Source organism: Citrobacter rodentium NBRC 105723 = DSM 16636 (assembly GCF_021278985.1).
Taxonomy (GTDB): Bacteria; Pseudomonadota; Gammaproteobacteria; order Enterobacterales; family Enterobacteriaceae; genus Citrobacter_A; species Citrobacter_A rodentium.
Map to the genome: position 1 here is coordinate 4320408 of NZ_CP082833.1, position 20614 is coordinate 4341021.

Consider the following 20614-nt stretch of genomic DNA (forward strand, 5'->3'; position numbering starts at 1 on the left):
AAAAGCTTAACAAATCGATTTGCTAAATATCGCCTCCTGCCCCTCTCTCATCACCCTGATCTTTATCTTAAAAAAATCAAAAAGCAGAATGTTACGCATTACAGCGCCCGCCGCGCCTCGCAGGATTAAACGCTATGTTTAACAACGCGAGCAGGCTGTAGCGATGAAAAAGAAAGAATTATGGATCAACCAAATCAAGGGGCTGTGTATCTGTCTGGTGGTCATTTATCATTCAGTGATTACCTTTTACCCCCATCTGACACACTTTCAGTATCCGTTTTCGCACTTACTGGCGAAATGCTGGATCTACTTTAACCTCTACCTGGCGCCGTTTCGTATGCCGGTATTTTTCTTTATCTCGGGCTTTTTGATTCGCCGCTATATCAGCGACGTGAGCTGGAAAGAGAGCCTTGATAAGCGCGTCTGGAATATCTTCTGGGTGCTGGCGCTGTGGGGCGTGGCGCAGTGGCTGGCGATCACTGCCCTCAACGGCGCGCTGGCGCCGGAGCGCGAGCTGAATACCGCCGCCAATGCCGCTTACGCCGCCTCTGCCGGGCAGTTCCTGCGCAGTATGCTGACCGCCAGCACCAGCCTGTGGTATCTGTACGCGCTGATTGTCTATTTTGCGGTATGTAAGATTTTTAGCCGTCAGGCGAAACCGCTTTTTGTCTGTTCCGTCGCGTTAAGCATAGCGATTAACTTTCTTCCGACGCCGTGGTGGGGCATGAACAGCGTGATCCGCAATCTGCCTTATTACAGCCTCGGCGCCTGGTTTGGCGTCCCGCTGATGCAGTGGATCAAAGAGGTGCCGCTGCGCCGCTATGCGCTGGCATGTAGTGCCGTGAGCGTGCTGGCCGTCGCGGCCTGGCTGTTTAACGTCTCGTTATTGCTGTCGGTCGTCTCCATTGTGCTGATTATGAAACTGTTTTATCAGTACGAACAGCGCTTTGGCATGCGCGAATCCGGCCTGATGAACGTGATTGGCTCGAACACCATTGCGATTTACACCACCCACCGCATTCTGGTGGAAGCCTTCAGCCTTCTGCTTATTCCTGCAATCAACGGCGCCGTATGGTCCCCGCGGACGGAGCTGGCGCTGCTGCTGGTTTACCCGTTTATCAGCCTGCTGGTCTGTACGCTCTTCGGTCTGGCTGTGCGTAAACTGTCGCAAGGGCTGTTGGGGGATATTCTGTTCTCGCCCCCTTCCCGCCCGGCGGTCGCCAGCTATTCCCGCTAAGCGTTGCGCCCTCGTGTGAGGGCGATTCAATTTGCTAAAGAGGAACGATCGCGGATAATAAAGAGCATTGCTTATCAGTCGTATATCTAAAAGAGATTCTGACAACCGAATGCCTGAACTACAACGTTACACGCTGCCCGTTAAAGCGGGCGATCAGCGCCTGCTGGGCGAACTGACCGGCGCGGCCTGCGCCACGCTGGTGGCGGAAATCGCCGAGCGTCATGTTGGACCCGTGGTGCTCATCGCTCCCGATATGCAAAACGCCCTGCGCCTGCATGATGAAATTCGCCAGTTTACCGACCAGATGGTGATGAATCTCGCGGACTGGGAGACGCTCCCTTACGACAGTTTCTCTCCGCATCAGGAAATTATCTCCTCGCGCCTTTCCACGCTGTACCAGTTGCCCACCATGCAGCGCGGCGTACTGATTGTGCCGGTTAATACTCTGATGCAGCGCGTCTGTCCGCACAGCTATCTGCACGGCCACGCGCTGGTAATGAAAAAAGGACAGAGCCTGTCGCGCGATGCCCTGCGTTCCCAGCTCGACGGCGCGGGCTACCGGCACGTTGACCAGGTGATGGAGCACGGCGAATATGCCACCCGCGGCGCGCTGCTGGATCTCTTCCCGATGGGCAGCGAACAGCCTTACCGCCTTGATTTCTTTGATGATGAAATTGACAGCCTGCGGCTGTTTGACGCCGATACCCAGCGTACGCTGGAAGAGGTCGCGGAGATCAACCTGCTGCCCGCGCACGAATTTCCGACCGATAAAACCGCCATTGAGCTGTTCCGCAGCCAGTGGCGCGACACGTTTGAGGTCAAACGCGACCCGGAGCATATCTATCAGCAGGTCAGCAAAGGTACGCTCCCTGCGGGAATTGAATACTGGCAGCCGCTGTTTTTCAGCGAACCGCTGTCGCCGCTGTTCAGCTACTTCCCGGCAAACACGCTGGTCGTGAATACCGGCGATCTGGAAGCCAGCGCCGAACGCTTCCAGGCCGATACGCTGGCGCGTTTTGAAAACCGCGGCGTTGATCCGATGCGCCCGCTGCTGCCGCCGGAAGCGCTGTGGCTGCGGGTCGACGCGCTGTTTTCCGAACTTAAGCGCTGGCCGCGCGTCCAGTTAAAAACCGAACATCTGCCCGACAAAGCGGCAAACGCCAATCTGGGCTTTCAAACGCTGCCGGATCTGGCCGTACAGGCGCAGCAAAAAGCGCCGCTGGACGCGTTGCGCAGATTCCTTGAGTCGTTCAGCGGCCCGGTGGTGTTTTCGGTTGAGAGCGAAGGCCGCCGCGAAGCCCTTGGCGAACTGCTCGCGCGGATTAAAATTGCGCCGAAGCGCATTATGCGTCTCGATGAAGCGACCGGCTCCGGACGTTATCTGATGATCGGCGCCGCCGAACACGGGTTTATCGATACGCAGCGCAACCTGGCGCTGATTTGCGAAAGCGATCTGCTGGGCGAGCGCGTCGCGCGCCGTCGTCAGGATTCCCGCCGCACCATCAACCCGGATACGCTGATCCGTAACCTGGCGGAGCTGCATCCGGGCCAGCCGGTGGTGCATCTGGAACACGGCGTGGGCCGCTATGCCGGAATGACCACCCTGGAGGCGGGCGGCATCAAGGGCGAGTATCTGATGCTGACCTACGCCGGTGATGCAAAACTGTACGTGCCGGTCTCCTCGCTGCATCTTATCAGCCGTTACGCAGGCGGAGCGGAGGAAAACGCGCCGCTGCACAAGCTCGGCGGCGATGCCTGGTCGCGTGCCCGGCAGAAAGCGGCGGAAAAAGTCCGCGACGTGGCGGCGGAGCTGCTGGACATCTACGCCCAGCGCGCGGCGAAAGAGGGCTTCGCCTTTAAACACGATCGCGAACAATACCAGCTGTTCTGCGACAGCTTCCCGTTCGAAACGACGCCCGATCAGGCGCAGGCGATTAACGCCGTGCTCAGCGACATGTGCCAGCCGCTGGCGATGGACAGGCTGGTCTGCGGCGACGTCGGCTTTGGTAAAACCGAAGTGGCCATGCGCGCGGCGTTTCTCGCCGTCGAAAACCATAAACAGGTGGCGGTGCTGGTGCCAACCACCCTGCTCGCCCAGCAGCATTTCGACAACTTCCGCGACCGCTTCGCCAACTGGCCGGTGCGTATCGAAATGCTCTCCCGCTTCCGCAGCGCCAAAGAGCAGGCGCAGATTCTCGAACAGGCCGCCGAAGGGAAAATCGATATTCTGATCGGCACGCACAAGCTGCTGCAAAGCGATGTGAAGCTGCGGGATCTGGGTTTACTGATCGTCGACGAAGAGCACCGTTTCGGCGTCCGCCACAAAGAGCGTATCAAAGCGATGCGCGCCGACGTGGATATACTGACGCTAACCGCCACGCCGATCCCGCGTACGCTGAATATGGCGATGAGCGGAATGCGCGATCTGTCGATTATCGCCACCCCGCCGGCTCGCCGCCTGGCGGTGAAAACCTTCGTGCGCGAATACGATAACCTGGTGGTGCGCGAGGCGATCCTGCGTGAAATCCTGCGCGGCGGCCAGGTTTACTATCTGTACAACGACGTGGAAAATATCCAGAAAGCCGTTGACAGGCTGGCGGAACTGGTACCGGAAGCGCGCATCGCCATTGGTCACGGCCAGATGCGCGAGCGCGAACTGGAACGGGTGATGAATGACTTCCACCACCAGCGTTTTAACGTGCTGGTGTGCACCACCATTATCGAAACCGGCATCGACATTCCGACCGCCAATACCATCATCATTGAGCGCGCGGATCACTTCGGCCTGGCGCAGCTGCATCAGCTGCGCGGACGCGTAGGCCGCTCGCACCATCAGGCCTATGCGTGGCTGCTGACGCCGCATCCGAAAGCGATGACCACCGACGCGCAGAAACGGCTGGAAGCCATCGCTTCGCTGGAAGATCTGGGCGCCGGTTTTGCGCTGGCGACCCACGATCTGGAAATACGCGGCGCAGGCGAACTGCTTGGCGAAGATCAGAGCGGACAGATGGAAACCATCGGCTTCTCGCTGTATATGGAACTGCTGGAGAACGCCGTCGATGCGCTGAAGGCCGGACGCGAACCGTCGCTGGAAGATCTCACCAGCCAGCAGACGGAAGTCGAGCTGCGTATGCCGTCGCTGCTGCCGGATGATTTTATCCCCGACGTCAATACCCGTCTGTCGTTCTATAAACGGATTGCCAGCGCGAAGAGTGCGAACGAGCTGGAAGAGATCAAGGTGGAGCTGATCGATCGCTTCGGCCTGCTGCCGGATCCGGCGCGTAACCTGCTGGATATCGCCAGGCTGCGCCAGCAGGCGCAGAAGCTCGGCATCCGTAAGCTGGAAGGCAACGAGAAAGGCGGCACCATCGAGTTCGCCGAGAAAAATCACGTTAACCCGAGCTGGCTTATCGGCCTGTTGCAGAAACAGCCTCAGCACTTCCGCCTCGACGGTCCTGTGCGCCTGAAGTTCATTCAGGATCTGGCGGAACGGAAAACGCGTATGGAGTGGGTGCGTCAGTTTATGGCGCAGCTGGAGGAAAACGCCGTCGCGTAATGCCCTGAGCCGGATGGCGGCTTCTCCTTTTCTGGCCTGCGGGACGTGCTTTCCAGGCCCGATAAGGCGTGGCGCCATCGGGCATCTTCTCTCTCGATTTTCCGAAATCTTTACAACTCTTTGCACTTCCCTTGCATTTCAGGACGCGCCGCCCCGCCATAATTATCATTGGCTTTTCTTATTCTAATAACCTTTTGATTTGTGATGATAATGAATACGATGCGACTTTCCCGCTGGCTGGCCTTTTTAACTCTCGCCGCCAGCATGACGCTTGCGTTGCCCGCGCAGGCGAACAGCAGGCCCCTTCCGCCCCCCGGCAGCAAGCTGGTGGGCGAAAATAAATATCACGTTGTCGAAAACAACGGCGGTTCACTGGAAGCGATAGCGAAAAAATATAACGTTGGTTTTCTGGCGCTTTTGCAGGCTAACCCCGGCGTCGACCCCTATGTGCCGCGCCCCGGCAGCGTGTTGACTATCCCGCTGCAAACCCTGCTGCCGGACGTGCCGCGCGAAGGCATTGTGATAAATCTGGCTGAGCTGCGCCTCTATTACTATCCGCCGGGTAAAGACTCGGTTACCGTCTACCCCATCGGCATTGGTCAACTGGGCGGCGATACGCTCACCCCGACGATGGTCACGACCGTTTCCGACAAGCGCGCCAACCCAACCTGGACGCCGACGGCGAACATTCGCGCGCGCTATAAAGCGCAGGGCATCGAGCTGCCAGCCGTGGTGCCCGCAGGCCCGGATAATCCGATGGGCCATCACGCCATTCGCTTAGCCGCCTACGGCGGCGTCTATCTGTTGCACGGCACTAACGCCGATTTTGGCATCGGGATGCGGGTCAGCTCAGGCTGCATCCGCCTGCGCGACGCCGATATCGAAACGCTGTTTAAACAGGTTACGCCAGGCACCAAAGTCAATATTATCAACACGCCGATTAAAGCCTCGGTAGAGCCAGACGGCGCGCGTCTGGTTGAGGTGCACCAGCCGCTGTCGAAGAAGATTGATGACGATCCGCAGATGCTGCCTATCACCTTAAACAGCGCCATGCAGGCGTTCAGGAGCGCGCCGCAGACGGATGCGGCAGTGATGCAGCACGTGATGGAGGTGCGTTCAGGGATGCCGGTTGACGTCACCCGCCATCACGACGTGAACCCGCAGGCGATGTGAGGATGGAAAATGCCCGACAGCGCATGTCGGGCACAGCGGTTTCAACGTTATTTTGTCAGCAGCTGCCAGCGAATATCCGCCTCAATGACCGTATTGTCGGTATTCCCATTGAACATACTGTCATTAAGCACCGGGAAGAGGGTCACGGTAAAGTTCATCTGCTTACCTTCCGGCACCGTATGGTTATCGAGGGCAATCGCGGCTTCGCTGTTGCGCAAATAAACGGGTGCTGTCGCTCCACTTTCCGGAGTGAAATTGAGCCGATCGGTCGTTTTCCCGGCGCTGTATTGCCTGCCATCAACGGTGACGTTATCGATTTTCAGGCCGATACCGCCGCGGGCGCCAAATAACACGCGGCCTTTCTCCCCGGAAGCGCCCTGCATCAGCACCGCCATTTGCCGTGGCTCGGGGCAGGAAACATTGACATTCACCTCGCGTTCCGCGAGTTTGTGCCAGTTTTGTTGTGTGGAGACGATGTCATCACGGCGAATTTGCTGGTAATTAACTTCAGCCTGCGAAACCGTAAGTTGACACTCTTCGGCACAGACAATTCCTGACAGTAGCAGGCCCGCCGCCGCAATTATCGCATGTACTGTCTTTATTGACATATCCCATCTACCTCTTCGTAAAACGCCTGTTCATCCCTGTCATTGCTTAAGGTGTAATCAATCTTACAGAGCCGAGGGTGGTCATCGTCTGATGCGTACAGTGAGGAAATCTGATCGGCGTCATTCAGGAAAACATGACCATCATCCACGCTGGTCACGATGTAGTTGCCTTTCTCATCAACGATGGATATCCCTTTCGCCAGCGTGCTGCCGTCGGCACGCTTCACACGAATCATCACCCGTCGGCTGTTCAGGATTTTAAAATTCACTTCGCTGACGGACGCATGTGCGGCTGCAAGGTATTTCATTCCGTTGGCCAACGTCATGTTCACGGGCAACTTGTTAGCATCGACCTCAATACGTGAGTTACGCCATTCATTTAAACCCGGAATAACCGCCTGACCCCAGGCATCGGTCCAGACGACGCCTTGCGGCGTGTTAATTTCCACGCCCGCCTTTTCTTCATTGAGCTTCGCTATCGCAAAGGTGTTGCGAATGGCGTACGGCGTGAAAGTGACCCCGCTTTTATGCATGGCTACGCCGCCGGACAGCATGGCATTATAGTTCCGCTGATGATTTCCGTTACTGCCGCCGCCGACGCCCAACTGGGTATAATGCAGATTGCTGCTCAGGCTACCGTTATAGCTGTTCTCATGGCTGTCATTGTCCCGATCGACGGAAAGCGAGTAATAGGTGTTCTGCGTCAACGAACCGGCGTTCTGCACCCCATAGCTGGTACGATCGCCCTGCTTACGCATATAAGAACTGATGCTCTGCGCGCCTCCCAGCGGAATGCTCAGGTTAACGTAGATCATGTCGTCATCCTGATCCTCGTCAACGTTGCCCACCGCACTCTGCCAGTTCACCGAAACCGAGGCATATTTAAAGCTCTTACTCCAGGAGAGCAGCACATAGCGGGAGTCATGGTTTTCGCCGCCGCTCTGGTTATAGGTATAACCCGCGCTGAAGGCGCCCGCCAGCGATGTGGACCAGTTCAGATTCGTAGCGTAGGTATTATCATAGGGTTGAAAATCGTCAACCAGGGCGTCGGCCAGCTCCCGGTAACCGCCGCTGAAATGGGCTGCGCTGGCGGAGAGACTCAGCGATCCTGCCAGAGAAACGGTGCTTTGCAGTTCCGTTTTCAGCCCCCGTTTTTCATCACCGTGTTTTTCCTGACTTGCCGCCACACTGGCAGAGGTACTCCAGTTTTCCGCCAGGGACAACTCCGCACGAATCCCGGAAGCGATATACTTTTCCGCCGCCGCACCGGAAGCCAGTAAATTAAATCCTGGGCGTAAACGCCAGCCATCAGACAGGTTTAAGACCCAGGGCTCATCGTAGTCGGCGTTAATATTGCGTACGCGTCCTGCGGAAACCGTCAGCCCGCGCGGGCGGGAAAGTTGCGAGGTTCTAACCGAAGCCGCAGGAACAATAAAACGGTTACTCGCGCCGTCTGATTCCACAACCGTCACCTCCAGATCCACATTGTTGCGCACCACGGGCACGTCGCTAAGAGTAAACGGCCCGGCGGGAACCAGGGTGTTGTAGATCAAACGGCCACTTTGACGCACCTCCACGCGGGCCTGCGCGTTTCTGGCGATGCCGGAGACGCTGACGCCCGAGCCGCTTCCCTGAAGCGCACTGGTGGGCATCAGCTGGACGCCAGTAATCGGCACACCGCTAAGGACATCTGATTCGGCGTTAATATCCCCGACCTGCATAGTCGTTTTCTGTGCGGCAAAGACGTGCTCGGCAAAAGTGTAAATACTCTCGGTATTCTTCTCGCCGTTGTCATCCGTCAGGATGTGTCGGCTGCGCAATAACCAGTCGACGATATTTCCCCCCCCTTCCAGACTCGCCTGCGAATATCGGCTGCTGTCGCTGCCTTCATTGTCGTTATGGGTTGTAAACAGGGAATAGTTGAGAATACCGGCGCTCCCACCGTGGCGGAAATTTCTGATCTCGCCATTGAGGCCGTTTAACGCCTCTTCCGGCAGATAAAGCTCAACGCTTTCCTGTCCGGGCAACGCGTTGATTACCGCCTGTGGATAATCATCGGTGATGTTATGACATGCCTCATTCGATTTAAGCGCTACAGGCATCAGCCCGGCAAATTCGATAAAATCATTATCAATACAAAGAGTGCCATCCTCACCAAAACGCACCGCGGCGCTGCCTCGCCTCTTACCGTTTACCGTCACCTGAACCGAATGCGTGCCGGGAAGGAAACGCGGTGCGTTAGCAAAATAATGGTTAAGATCGGCGCTCAAACCTCGTGAGCGGATAATACTGGTATCAAAGGTGACTTCCTCCGCCTGCACCATCACAGAGTGGCAGACGATTAGCGGTAATGCACTGTAAAGAGCAGCGCCAACACAGCGGGTAAGGCAGCTTTTTTTAAGCATAACCGCCCCTCACTCGGCATTCAGGTCGGCAGTAAAGCTCGGGACTTCAATTCCATAACGGCTGGCCGGGAAAAATTTAGCCTTCTTATCTCCGGCAATGCCTTTGGTCAGTAAAACGTTCAGCGTCTCACCGGGCAGGATATAGGTTTTAGCAATACGTCCGGCGGTAGCGGAAGGCTGAAATACAACATTTTGCGCCAGACGTACCACGTATTTACTCGGATTTGTAACCGTCACATTCGAGCCGGAGCCACTCCATCGCAAATACTTCCAGGCATCGGTGACAACCGCCAGTTTTGCCGGTCGAATTAATACCGGTAAATCCTGACGGATATTAATGCCGACTTTAATTTTTTTACCCTCTTTTTTCGGCGGAATACCTTCGAAGGTAACACGTTTATAATGTTCAACGTCCAGTGGCGTCTTGTTCTGTAAAATAAAGCGTAACTGCTGAGTTTGCCCGGGCTCCAGACGAACCACAGGCTGGGTGACAATCAGTTTTAAGCCGTTGTTATCATCCGGCAGGTCGATGATATTGGTATATAGCAGGGCTGGCGCGGCATCCGTATTTTTTACATTGATGGTGCCACTGTGCGTGGCTTCGTCAATCACCAATAAACTGGTTTCAGGAACCATACCGGCTGAATGCGCAGTAAAAGGCGTGACAATAATGGACGAAAAAATAAGTGTTGCGGATAATACTTTTTTTAGCGGCAACATACTATGAGCTCCCTGAGAATAAATATTACTATCCATGTTCTGGCGCGGAAAAATCAGCAACCAGCATAGCGTTATCCACTGATTAAGCACCCTTGCTTAATAAGGAAAATCTTATAAATACATACAGAGAATAGATGAGTGTAAACCACTAAGTAAAATTAATAAGTCTTACATGATGATTAAGGCAGGCTTAAAACGTATGTAGCATGAGATAACATTAGATTTGTTTATATTATATATTTAATAAATAAACACATCACAAAAAATAACGACTGGATATTTATAAAAAACCTCGCCGGTATAAAACAGGCGAGGTCAGTAAAAGCAGTGACGGCATTAATGAGGATTAATGCTTATTTATAGATCACGGCAGTACCGTGCAGGGTGTTAGGACCGCTGACGGAGGTAATACGGAACGATTTCGCCCCCATTTCATCGGCTTTTTGCGCCAGTTCGTCCTGTAACGACCCCAGATTTGTCCCCGCGCTTGCAGAGATAGTGCCGACTTTTTGCTGATCGGCGGGGGTGGACTGAACTTCAACGGCAGCAAAGCTGGCGAATGACAGTGAACTCAGAACAGCGGCAGCGATGAGGGTTTTAACGTTTTTCATGATAATGACCTTTGCAGATGAACAGTGTAGTTAGCATTTAATTAACGATCGATAACTAAATGATAGGTGTGATCCAGGTCACACGTCAACTATTTTTTATAATGATCGTTATATAAAACAAAAAACGGTTATTTTTCATGTAAATACATTGAAACTATTTTTCCGCTGAATGCACTGGTGAGCTGAAGCATTTATTTTTATAATGGTCATTCATCACACTCACTCAGGTACGACGGCATCATGACAACTGAACCGACAGGTTGCGTTAAAAAAAGCCGTGGCCGACCAAAAGTGTTCGACAGGGAAGCCGCGCTTGATAAGGCCATGACACTCTTCTGGCAGCACGGTTATGAAGCGACTTCGCTTGCTGATCTTGTTGAAGCAACGGGCGCAAAAGCTCCGACGCTGTACGCGGAATTCACCAATAAAGAGGGATTGTTTCGCGCGGTGCTCGACCGGTATATCGCCCGTTTCGCCGCGAAACATGAAGCGCAGCTGTTCTGCGAAGAAAAAAGCGCAGAGGCTGCTCTGGAAGATTATTTCACCGCCGTGGCGACCTGCTTTACCAGCAAAGATACCCCGGCGGGTTGCTTTATGATTAACACCTCCGCCACGCTCGCCGCTGCGTCAAGCGACATCGCGCATACCGTGAAAAGCCGGCACGCCATGCAGGAGCAAACCCTGACCCAGTTTCTGCGCCAGCGCCAGACGCGCGGAGAGCTACCGGCGCACTGTAATGTGCAGAATCTGGCGGAATATCTGAACTGTATCCTGCAGGGGATGTCGATCAGCGCCCGCGAAGGCGCCACCTTCGACAAGCTGATGCAGATCACCCGAACCACCCTGCGCATGTGGCCTGAACTGCTGAAAGCGTAATCGCCTGCCTGACCGGGGAATCGCTTCCCGGTAACTTCTTATTACGGGAACGGCACTTATCAGCTGGTGGGCGATCGTTATCAGCTTCAGCGCAGCGTCAACGTCGCCGACTCGCGTCTGGAAGGCATCAAGGTTAACTCTTATGAACTGGGCTGGCGCTATACCGGCGACAGCCTGCGCACGCAGCTGGCGGCCTATTACTCCAACTCCGATAAATCGATTGTTATTAACCGCAGCGATATGACCATCCGCGTAGAGCCTGACGATCGGCGGATTTACGGCATGGAGGGCGCGGTGGACTATTTCATTGCCGACAGCGACTGGAGCCTGGGGGCGAATTTCAACGTTCTGAAGTCGGAAGTGAAGCAGAGCGGTAAATGGCAGAAGTGGGATGTGACGCTGGCCTCGCCGTCAAAAGCCACCGCCTGGGTCGGCTGGGCGCCGGAACCGTGGTCGCTGCGGCTACAGAGCCAGCAGTCGTTTGACCTGACTGACGCCAGCGGCAATAAGCTTGATAGCTATAACACCGTTGATTTTATCGGCAGCTATCAGCTCCCGCTGGGTAAACTGACCTTCAGCATCGAGAACCTGCTGGACGAAGATTACACCACCCTCTGGGGACAGCGCGCGCCGCTGCTTTACAGTCCGACCTACGGCAGTCCGTCGCTGTATGAATACAAAGGCCGCGGACGCACCTTTGGCCTCAACTATGCGCTAACCTTCTGATGAAAAAAGCCCCTCAGCCTGAGCGAATGAGGGGCTAATATTTTGCAGAGTACAGCTTTTTTAGGCTTTGTTATTCAGTACCAGCTGGCCGTTGCTATCCAGTGGAATTTGCGTGCCGGGATCGCGGTCCATACGGATTTTGCCCTGCTGATCGCCAATTTTATAGGTGACGTCATAGCCGAGCATTTTTTCCGACTTGTCATAGACGGTCTTGCAGCGCTGCTGCGTCGAGGTGTAGGTGTCGTTTTCCTGCATCGATCCCTGGATCTGATTACCGGCATAGCCGCCGCCTAACGCACCGACCACCGTCGCCACATCTTTACCGCGACCGCCGCCAAACTGATGACCAATCACCCCGCCCGCTACCGCGCCGAGAACGGAACCGGCGATCCGGTTTTCATCCTGTACCGGTCTGCGGTGGGTGACCGTCACGTTGCGGCACTCCTTGCGTGGGGTCTTAATGGTTTCTTTAATAGGCGTTGCGGAAACGACCTGTGCATACTGCGGGCCGCGATCAAAGACGTTCAGACCGGCAACCGCCGCCACGCCCAGCGCAGCAGCTACGCCAATCCCTATACCCGCCAACATCGATTTATTCACGGGAGATCCTCCTTCTTTGCTATTGCTAACAATACTGCAATGAAAGCAAGCGAAGGCCCATCAGATTGCGGATGAAAATATCGTCCGGCAGCGTCAGAACAGCATGATTCAGAGAACTCTGAGGCGAGATTGCGGGATAACCGCTGTATAAGCCGGTTCAGGCGCTCAGCACCGCCAACCGGCGATGCTGAGCAGAAGATGATTAATGCAGCTTCAGGCGCGGGCGAATCACGCGGTTGATACTGCCGACCAGCATCATCAGCCCGGTTTTGAAATAGCCGTGCAGCGCAATCTGGTGCATACGGTACAGAGAGATGTAGACAAAGCGGGCAATTCGCCCTTCTATCATCATCGACCCTTTCGTCAGGTTGCCCATCAGACTGCCGACGGTGGAGAAGTTAGACAGCGAAACCAGAGAACCGTGATCTTTATACTGATACGCCTTCAGCGACTTACCGTTCATCTGCGCCAGAAAGTTATTCATCGCGCAGGTTGCCATCTGGTGCGCAGCCTGAGCGCGCGGTGGTACAAAACCGCCTTCCGGCGTGGACAAGAGGCACAGTCGCCAATCGCGTACACGTCAGGATCGCGGGTAGTTTGCAGCGTCGGCTCCACAACCAGCTGATTAATGCGGTTAGTTTCCAGACCGCCAATCTCTTTCAAAAAGTCCGGCGCTTTGATCCCTGCCGCCCAGACCATCAGATCGGCTTCGATATACTCACCGTCTTTGGTGTGCAGACCGCCCGCGTCGGCGCTGGTCACCATCGTCTGAGTCAGTACGCGTACTCCGAGTTTGGTCAGCTCGTTGTGCGCGGCGGAGGAAATACGCGGCGGTAGCGCAGGCAGAATACGTTCGCCCGCTTCCACCAGGGTAACGTTCAGCGCTTCGTTGGTCAGCCCCTTGTAGCCGTAGCTGTGCAGCTGTTTTACCGCGTTATGCAGTTCAGCCGACAGCTCCACGCCCGTCGCGCCGCCGCCGACGATAGCAATATTGACTTTGCCGTTCGCGCCGAGGTTAGCGGAATACTTCAGGAACAGGTTAAGCATTTCCTGATGGAAACGGCGCGCCTGATGCGGGTTATCAAGGAAAATGCAGTGCTCTTTCACACCCGGCGTATTGAAGTCGTTTGAGGTACTGCCCAGCGCCATGACCAGCGTGTCGTAAGCGATTTTGCGCTCCGGCACCAGCAGTTCGCCCTTCTCGTCGCGCAGTTCGGCGATAGTAATGGTCTTCGCTTCACGATCGATATCCATCACCGAACCCAGCTGAAACTGAAAACCATGATTACGCGCGTGCGCCAGATAGCTCAGCGCATCCACGCCCTCATCGAGGGAGCCGGTGGCCACTTCGTGCAGCAGCGGCTTCCACAGATGGCTGTGATTGCGATCCACCAGCGTGATCTTTGCCTTTTTCTTGCGCCCCAGCTTATGCCCTAACTGCGTGGCCATTTCCAGCCCGCCAGCCCCACCGCCGACAATCACGATCTTTTTCAATGGCGTAGTCAACGTGACCCCCTTAAAATTATTAACCAATTGTTAATTAAAAGTTATTAGCATAGCCTTTAATTAACAACAAGTTACGATAATGAAAATCTTCTTCGACACTGAGAATAGCACATGCGGTCCATTGGTCATACCAAAATTGATGTGCATCAAGTTTTGCTGCTGAAAAGATAGACAATCACCGTCGTCAGGAACAAAAAAAACCAGCCCGCAGGCTGGTTCGGCGCAGGGTTGCGGCCCGGTAATGGCCTTAGCCCAACGTTTTGAAGGCTTTGATCCGCTGTAAATGCGGTGAGATGTTCTTGAACTTATGCGTCTGCTCCTCATCCCACACAATCTCATAAAAATGGTGCAGCACTTCCGAGGCGCGCTGGCTGTCCAGCGCTTCATCGTGGCGGGAGAGGATCACCAGGCAGCGATCGCGATTCTTCTCGCGGAAGTTGGTGACGCACTTGGTGGCAATATCGGCATACTCTTCCGGGCGGTCGATTTTCCCCTCCATGTTCTCATGCGGAAACAGGTTCGGGTTAAAGACCACCTGGCGAATATCGCATAAAAAGCCAATGCGCTCAGCCCAGTATCCGCCAAGACCGACGCCGCAGATCAGCGGACGCTCGTCGACGTTAAGCTGCAGCATTTTGTCCACTTCCTTCAGCAGATGCTGCATGTCATGTTTCGGATGCCGCGTGCTGTAGCTGATCAGCCTGACGTCCGGGTCGATAAACTGCAATTGCAGGACCTTCTCGTGGTTACCCGGACTGTTTGAGTCAAAACCGTGTAAATAGATAATCATCGCATCCCCACCCAACTTGCGTTAATGACCTGCTTTTTGATCCTGCCAGCGTTCATGTAACTGGCTGAGCTGCGCGCTGACCTGTTTCCAGCGTGGCGAGTCCATCAGTTCCTGACGCGAAAATGTACCTTTATGATACAAACGTGTAACACGTTCTGCTTTGATCGGCGACAGATTATCTAATACGCTCACCGCCCCTTTACGATTATTGCAGACCAGGATCATATCGCAACCTGCATCCAGCGACGCCTGTCCACGTTCCGCGTAGCTGCCCATGATCGCCGCCCCTTCCATTGACAGGTCGTCAGAGAAAATGACGCCATCAAAACCCAGCTCCTGGCGCAGAACCGTTTTCAGCCAGTGCGGCGAACCGCTTGCCGGGCGCGAATCGACATCGCTGTAAATGACATGAGCGGGCATAATCGCATCCAGCTTATTTTCGCCGATCAGTGCGCGGAATACGGACATATCTTTCGCGCGGATTTCCGCTTCCGGGCGCGGATCGGTGGGCGTCTCTTTATGCGAGTCGGCGGTCACCGCGCCATGACCGGGGAAGTGTTTGCCGGTGGTTTTCATCCCCGCGGCATGCATACCGTCAATAAAACGCGTCGCCATCGCCAGCGCTTTCGCCGGGTCCGCGTGATAAGCACGCTCGCCAATCGCCGCGCTGATATGCCCCACGTCCAGCACCGGCGCGAAGCTGATGTCGATATCCATCGCAATCATTTCGCTGGCCATCAGCCATCCGGCCTCTTCAGCCAGCCTGCCCCCCTCCTCCAGCCCGTGCAGCGCGGCAAACGACTGGGCGGCTGGCAGACGGGTAAACCCTTCGCGAAAACGCTGCACGCGCCCGCCTTCCTGATCCACCGCCACCACCAGATGATTGCGCGACGCCGCGCGGATCTGGCGCACCAGTTCGCGTAGCTGCTCAGGGTCGTGATAATTGCGGGTAAAGAGGATTAACCCGCCCACCAGCGGATGGGCCAGAATTTCCCGTTCTTCCGCATCCAGCTCAAACCCTTCGACATCCAACATAACTGGACCCACACTGCTCTCCTTAATCCTTCGTCTGTAGCTGCCGCCAGCTTGCGTCGGCCAGCCTGATAAATTGTTGTTCGCCGGTCTGTCGCCAGCGGTATTCAAACCAACCGGCCTTCAGCATCAGTACCCAGGGATACCAGCGTCGGACCTGCCGCCATAATGTCTCCGCCATGATGCGCGCGCGCGCCGCGTAGGCGTTTACCAGCTGCCGGTGTTGAAAATCGTCGTCCACCCACACCGCCGCCAGTTCAAGCGCGATGTCGCCATCTCCGGCATATTCCCAGTCGATAAGCCGCAGCCCTGCCGGGGTATGGACAATGTTACCGGCGTGAACGTCCATATGCAGCGGCGCAAGGCGCAGCGGCGGCGGCTCCCGCCGCTGGCGCAGGCGCTTCAGCAGCCGCAGCCAGAACGGCGTTCTGCGCGCCGGATCGCTCTCCTGCCAGTACTGTTCAAGCAGCGGCAGAAGTTGGATGCGCCAGCCGAAACGCGGCTGCTGGTGCAGATGATACAGCAAGCCCGCAAGTTCGTCGGTATCCGGCAATGCCGATTTTATCTCACCGTGCAGATAGTCCACCGCCATCCAGCCGGGAATATACAACCGCGGCTTCGGCGCCAGGTTTTCAGGCAGGCGCGCCAGCGCATGGTACTGGCGTAAGAAATGGGACGCAGGGGCATCGGGGTCGTGATGACGACGAAGCACCAGACGGCGGGCGGAATGCGCAATGATTACGCTTCCGCCGCTGAGGCCATTCTGGCCTTCAGCGACGGGGCGATACTGCGGAAAATAGCGCGCCAGGACCTCATCGCGCGCCAGAGGCTTATTGCTGCTGAACGGCACCTTTACCTGACCAGATTATCTCGCCAGTCTGGACCAGCATCAGTTGCATTTGCAGGGAAGGCGCATTGACGTTGCCGGCAGCGCTGGAGTACAGCACGTAGTGCGCGCCGACGTTACGGGCGATACCAATCGCTTTGCTGCGCGTTCCCAGGCTGTCCTGCGGGGAGAGGCCTAACTGCTGTTTCGCCATCGACAGCTGCTGCGCTGAAACCAGCGTAAACTTGCCGTTGTTCGCCAGCGCATTGCGCAGCGTTTCGGTGGCTTCACTGGCGTTCAGCGAACCGTTGGTGCGGTTATTCACGCTATCCACCAGCAGTACGCTGCCCGACGTGACGCCATCGGCCTGCAGCATTTTGCTCACCATCGGCTGCATCGCGCCGTTCCAGTCGTAATGACGAACGCGAGGCGCAGGCGGCGCGGTTTGATCTTCATGCTCAATCGGGCCAGGCTGCTCCGGAATAGTGGGAACAGAAGGCACCACCGGCGCAGGCTCCGACGGCTGGGTCGGCTGTTGCGGCGCAGGTTTAACCTCATCAACCGGCGCAGGTTCGCGTTGCGCCACACAGCCGGAAAGAATTATCGCCAGCGCGGCGAGCAGTGCGTAGCGACTCATTTTCATCTTCAAGATTTACCCCTTACAAATAAAGATAAAGTCTGACTTTGTGCGCCCCCAGATAATTGGCGCTGCCGTACAGCGTGACCGACGAACGCGCCGGGATCGTTACGCTGCGCGGCGCTTCCAGAGGATGCATTTCTAACCCTCTGGCGTCATACCAGTAAAAACGGTAATGCACGGTAACGGGCTCTTGCCTTTCGTTATATAAGGTAGAGGACGCCGAAGGCTGAATATCAGACGTCCTTAGCGATGGCGGCTGGGCAGTAATACCGGCCGCCAGCAGAGTTGACTCCATGACCAGAGATTGTTCATCGCTGACGGGGATCTCAGGATGAGAACGGCACCCGGCCAGCAGCAGCAATCCCAGCGATAGCGCAAGGCATCCTCTTTTCATTATTACAGCCCTTTATGCGCGAGCATCGGTCCCAGCGCGCGGCCACCCAGCAGGTGCATATGGATGTGATACACCTCCTGCCCGCCGTGACGATTGGTATTCATAATTAACCGATAGCCATCTTCGGCAATACCTTCCTGGGCCGCGATTTTGGCCGCGACGGTGATCATCCGTCCCAGCGCCTGTTCGTGTTCGGCGGTAACATCATTAACCGTCGGGATCAGGACATTCGGGATAATCAGGATATGGGTCGGCGCCTGCGGTGAAATATCGCGGAAGGCGGTAACCAGTTCATCCTGGTAAACAATATCGGAAGGGATTTCACGACGAACGATCTTACTGAATATGGTTTCTTCTGCCACGACGTTTTCCTTTTCTTAAAATTGCCATGCGTGATGTCATGCTACGCTGAGCCATACTGCGAGTATAGAGTATGATCGACTTAAAGCTGCTCTTTCAACCTTAAGCCACGATTTTTTAAGCAAAAATCAGCGGCATTAAGATGCTTTTCCCCCTTTCCCGCCGTGGAGAACGTAAAACTTCCTGAAACAAGATTTCAAAAAGCAAAATAGCCCTGTTTACACAACAAATATGAATGCGTATATTTCGCATTTGTATTTCCATGCGCATTTCTTGGCAAAAAAAATAAAAACGGTTTGCGCCGTTCCACGGCATGAACAAATTTCCTTCTTTCTTAAGGGTTTATCGATGTCTTTCACAACACTTCATGGGGACAAACTGCGTCAGCCAACGCTGCTTGCCGCCTGTATCGCAATTGCGTTGACGCCGTCCATTAGCTTCGCCGCCTCCGCGCCGGAAGAGACGGTCATTGTTGAAGGTTCCGCCTCCGCCGGGTATTCCGCCGATGAGCAGGACTACAGCGTTAAAACCACCAGCGCAGGCACCAAAATGATGATGACCCAGCGCGATATTCCGCAATCCGTCAGCATCGTCGGTCAGCAGCGGATGGAAGATCAGCAGTTGCAAACGCTGGGCGAGGTGATGGATAACACGCTGGGGATCAGCAGAAGCCAGGCCGACTCAGACCGCAGCAGCTACTATTCTCGCGGCTTCGAAATCGATAATTATATGGTCGACGGCATCCCGACCTGGTTTGAATCGCGCTGGAATCTCGGTGACGCGCTCTCCGACACCGCGCTGTTTGAGCGCGTGGAAGTGGTACGCGGCGCCAGCGGCCTGATGACCGGTACCGGCAACCCCTCCGCATCGATCAATATGATCCGTAAACACGCCACCAGCCGCGAGTTTAAAGGCGACGTTTCCGCTGAATATGGCAGCTGGAACAAACAGCGCTACGTTATGGATATGCAAAGCCCGCTCACCGACGACGGCAACGTGCGTGCGCGCATCGTGGCGGGCTATCAAAACAACGACTCCTGGCTCGATCGCTACAACAGCGAAAAAACCTTCTTCTCAGGCATTATTGATGCCGATCTCGGCGAAACCACCAGCCTTGCGGCGGGCTATGAGTATCAGAAAATCGACGTCAACAGCCCGACATGGGGCGGACTGCCGCGCTGGAATACCGAAGGCAGCAAAAACAGCTATGACCGCGCCCGCAGCACCGCGCCGGACTGGGCGTATAACGATAAAGAGATCAATAAAGTTTTCCTGACGCTCAGGCAGCGCTTTGCCGATAGCTGGCAGGCGACGATGAACGCCACCCACTCTGAGGTGGAGTTCGACAGCAAAACGATGTATATCGATGCGTTAGTCAATAAAGAGACTGGCGAGCTGGTTGGCCCGTACGCAAACTATGGTCCGGGCTTCGATTATGTGGGCGGGACCGGCTGGAACAGCGGCAAACGTAAAGTTGACGCTGTCGATCTCTTTGCCGACGGCGGCTACGATCTGTTTGGCCGACAGCATAACCTGATGTTCGGCGGCAGCTACAGCAAGCAAAACAACCGCTATTTCAGCTCATGGGCAAACGTCTTCCCGGACGAAATCGGCAGCTTTGCCAACGACAACGGTAACTTCCCGCAAACCCACTGGGCGCCGCAGTCGCTGGCTCAGGACGACACCACGCACATGAAGTCGCTGTATGCCGCAACGCGCATTTCTCTGGCCGATCCGCTGCACCTGATCCTCGGCGCGCGCTATACCAACTGGCGTGTTGATACCCTGACCTACAGCATGGAGCAAAACCACACCACGCCGTATGCCGGTCTGGTTTACGATATCAACGATAACTGGTCGACCTACGCCAGCTACACCTCGATCTTCCAGCCGCAAAATAAGCGAGACAGCTCAGGCAAGTATCTCTCCCCGATTATTGGCAATAACTATGAAGTGGGTCTGAAATCTGACTGGCTGAACAGCCGCCTGACCACCACGCTCTCGGTATTCCGCATTGAGCAGGACAACGTCGGTCAGTCCACCGGCGTGCCTATCGCCGGCAGCAACGGCGACACCGCCTATAAAGCGGTGGACGGCACCGTCAGCAAAGGGGTGGAACTGGAGATCAACGGCGCGATCACCGATAACTGGCAGATGACCTTCGGCGCCACGCGCTACGTCGCGAACGACAACGAAGGCAATGCGGTGAATCCTTATCTGCCGCGCACTTCAGTGAAACTGTTCACCCGCTATCGCCTGCCGGATATGCCGGAACTGACCGTCGGCGGCGGCGTAAACTGGCAAAACCGCGTCTACAGCGACACGGTGACGCCGTATGGCACCTTCCGCGCCGAACAGGGCAGCTATGCGCTGGTGGATCTCTTCACCCGCTACCAGGTCAGCAAAAACTTCTCGCTGCAGGGTAACGTCAATAATCTGTTCAATAAGACCTACGATACCAACGTCGAAGGTTCGATTGTGTACGGTGAACCGCGCAACGTGAGCATCACCGCCACCTGGCAGTTCTGATCCCTCTGCCGGATCGGCAGCGCAG

At 55.5% G+C, this 20614-nt stretch carries 16 protein-coding genes and 2 pseudogenes; 6 read left to right on the top strand and 12 right to left on the bottom strand.

Annotated features, from left to right (window positions below):
- Nucleotides 1-163: 163 nt before the first annotated feature.
- From K7R23_RS20570 to ldtC, 3 genes are all read left to right on the top strand, one after another.
- A complete protein-coding gene (locus tag K7R23_RS20570; protein ID WP_012905466.1) occupies nt 164-1237 on the top strand; it encodes an acyltransferase family protein in 1074 nt (357 codons plus the stop codon).
- A 109-nt stretch (nt 1238-1346) separates the two neighbouring features.
- Nucleotides 1347-4793, top strand: a complete 3447-nt coding sequence (gene mfd / locus K7R23_RS20575; RefSeq protein ID WP_012905465.1) for a transcription-repair coupling factor — start codon at nt 1347-1349, stop codon at nt 4791-4793.
- Between the two features lie 210 nt (nt 4794-5003).
- Entirely contained in the window at nt 5004-5966 is a 963-nt protein-coding gene (gene ldtC, locus K7R23_RS20580) for a L,D-transpeptidase LdtC (protein ID WP_012905464.1), read from the top strand.
- A 47-nt stretch (nt 5967-6013) separates the two neighbouring features.
- Here ldtC and K7R23_RS20585 read toward each other — a convergent pair whose 3' ends face one another.
- The 4 genes from K7R23_RS20585 to bhsA all read right to left on the bottom strand — a co-directional run bounded on the left by K7R23_RS20585 (nt 6014) and on the right by bhsA (nt 10310).
- The gene (locus tag K7R23_RS20585) at nt 6014-6574 is read right to left on the bottom strand and encodes a DUF1120 domain-containing protein (protein WP_012905463.1); all 561 of its coding nucleotides are present in this window, start codon (nt 6572-6574) and stop codon (nt 6014-6016) included.
- Complete coding sequence (locus K7R23_RS20590; protein ID WP_012905462.1) at nt 6565-8979, bottom strand: fimbrial biogenesis outer membrane usher protein; 2415 nt, start codon at nt 8977-8979, stop codon at nt 6565-6567. The genes K7R23_RS20585 and K7R23_RS20590 overlap by 10 nt, the downstream gene beginning before the upstream one ends.
- A 9-nt stretch (nt 8980-8988) precedes the next feature.
- Nucleotides 8989-9699, bottom strand: a complete 711-nt coding sequence (locus K7R23_RS20595; protein WP_012905461.1) for a fimbria/pilus chaperone family protein — start codon at nt 9697-9699, stop codon at nt 8989-8991.
- A 353-nt stretch (nt 9700-10052) separates the two neighbouring features.
- On the bottom strand, nt 10053-10310 hold the full coding sequence (gene bhsA / locus K7R23_RS20600; RefSeq protein WP_012905460.1) for a multiple stress resistance protein BhsA: 258 nt from the start codon (nt 10308-10310) through the stop codon (nt 10053-10055).
- A gap of 240 nt (nt 10311-10550) precedes the next feature.
- Here bhsA and comR point away from each other — a divergent pair, with 240 nt between their 5' ends.
- Nucleotides 10551-11186 (top strand): TetR family copper-responsive transcriptional repressor ComR, encoded by a 636-nt coding sequence (comR, locus tag K7R23_RS20605; RefSeq protein ID WP_012905459.1) that lies wholly within the window; start codon nt 10551-10553, stop codon nt 11184-11186.
- 39 nt (nt 11187-11225) lie between these two features.
- Nucleotides 11226-11912: pseudogene (locus K7R23_RS20610) on the top strand (TonB-dependent receptor domain-containing protein); the annotation flags it as partial.
- A gap of 60 nt (nt 11913-11972) precedes the next feature.
- Here K7R23_RS20610 and K7R23_RS20615 read toward each other — a convergent pair.
- From K7R23_RS20615 to hinT, 8 genes and pseudogenes are all read right to left on the bottom strand, one after another.
- Entirely contained in the window at nt 11973-12512 is a 540-nt protein-coding gene (locus tag K7R23_RS20615) for a glycine zipper 2TM domain-containing protein (RefSeq protein WP_012905458.1), read from the bottom strand.
- A gap of 202 nt (nt 12513-12714) precedes the next feature.
- Nucleotides 12715-14018: pseudogene (ndh, locus tag K7R23_RS20620) on the bottom strand (NADH-quinone dehydrogenase).
- 247 nt (nt 14019-14265) lie between these two features.
- Entirely contained in the window at nt 14266-14808 is a 543-nt protein-coding gene (gene ycfP / locus K7R23_RS20625; protein ID WP_012905455.1) for an alpha/beta hydrolase YcfP, read from the bottom strand.
- Nucleotides 14809-14829: 21 nt separating this feature from the next.
- The gene (nagZ, locus tag K7R23_RS20630; RefSeq protein WP_012905454.1) at nt 14830-15855 is read right to left on the bottom strand and encodes a beta-N-acetylhexosaminidase; all 1026 of its coding nucleotides are present in this window, start codon (nt 15853-15855) and stop codon (nt 14830-14832) included.
- Nucleotides 15856-15865: 10 nt separating this feature from the next.
- Nucleotides 15866-16690, bottom strand: a complete 825-nt coding sequence (gene thiK / locus K7R23_RS20635) for a thiamine kinase (RefSeq protein WP_012905453.1) — start codon at nt 16688-16690, stop codon at nt 15866-15868.
- Nucleotides 16671-17309 (bottom strand): penicillin-binding protein activator LpoB, encoded by a 639-nt coding sequence (lpoB, locus tag K7R23_RS20640; protein ID WP_012905452.1) that lies wholly within the window; start codon nt 17307-17309, stop codon nt 16671-16673. Before lpoB ends, thiK begins: the two co-directional genes overlap by 20 nt.
- Nucleotides 17310-17325: 16 nt before the next feature.
- Nucleotides 17326-17700, bottom strand: coding sequence for a YcfL family putative periplasmic lipoprotein (locus tag K7R23_RS20645; protein ID WP_012905451.1), 375 nt, complete (start codon nt 17698-17700; stop codon nt 17326-17328).
- A 2-nt stretch (nt 17701-17702) separates the two neighbouring features.
- The gene (gene hinT / locus K7R23_RS20650) at nt 17703-18062 is read right to left on the bottom strand and encodes a purine nucleoside phosphoramidase (RefSeq protein ID WP_012905450.1); all 360 of its coding nucleotides are present in this window, start codon (nt 18060-18062) and stop codon (nt 17703-17705) included.
- A gap of 346 nt (nt 18063-18408) precedes the next feature.
- Here hinT and fhuE point away from each other — a divergent pair, with 346 nt between their 5' ends.
- The gene (gene fhuE, locus K7R23_RS20655; protein WP_024132615.1) at nt 18409-20589 is read left to right on the top strand and encodes a ferric-rhodotorulic acid/ferric-coprogen receptor FhuE; all 2181 of its coding nucleotides are present in this window, start codon (nt 18409-18411) and stop codon (nt 20587-20589) included.
- Nucleotides 20590-20614 lie beyond the last annotated feature (25 nt).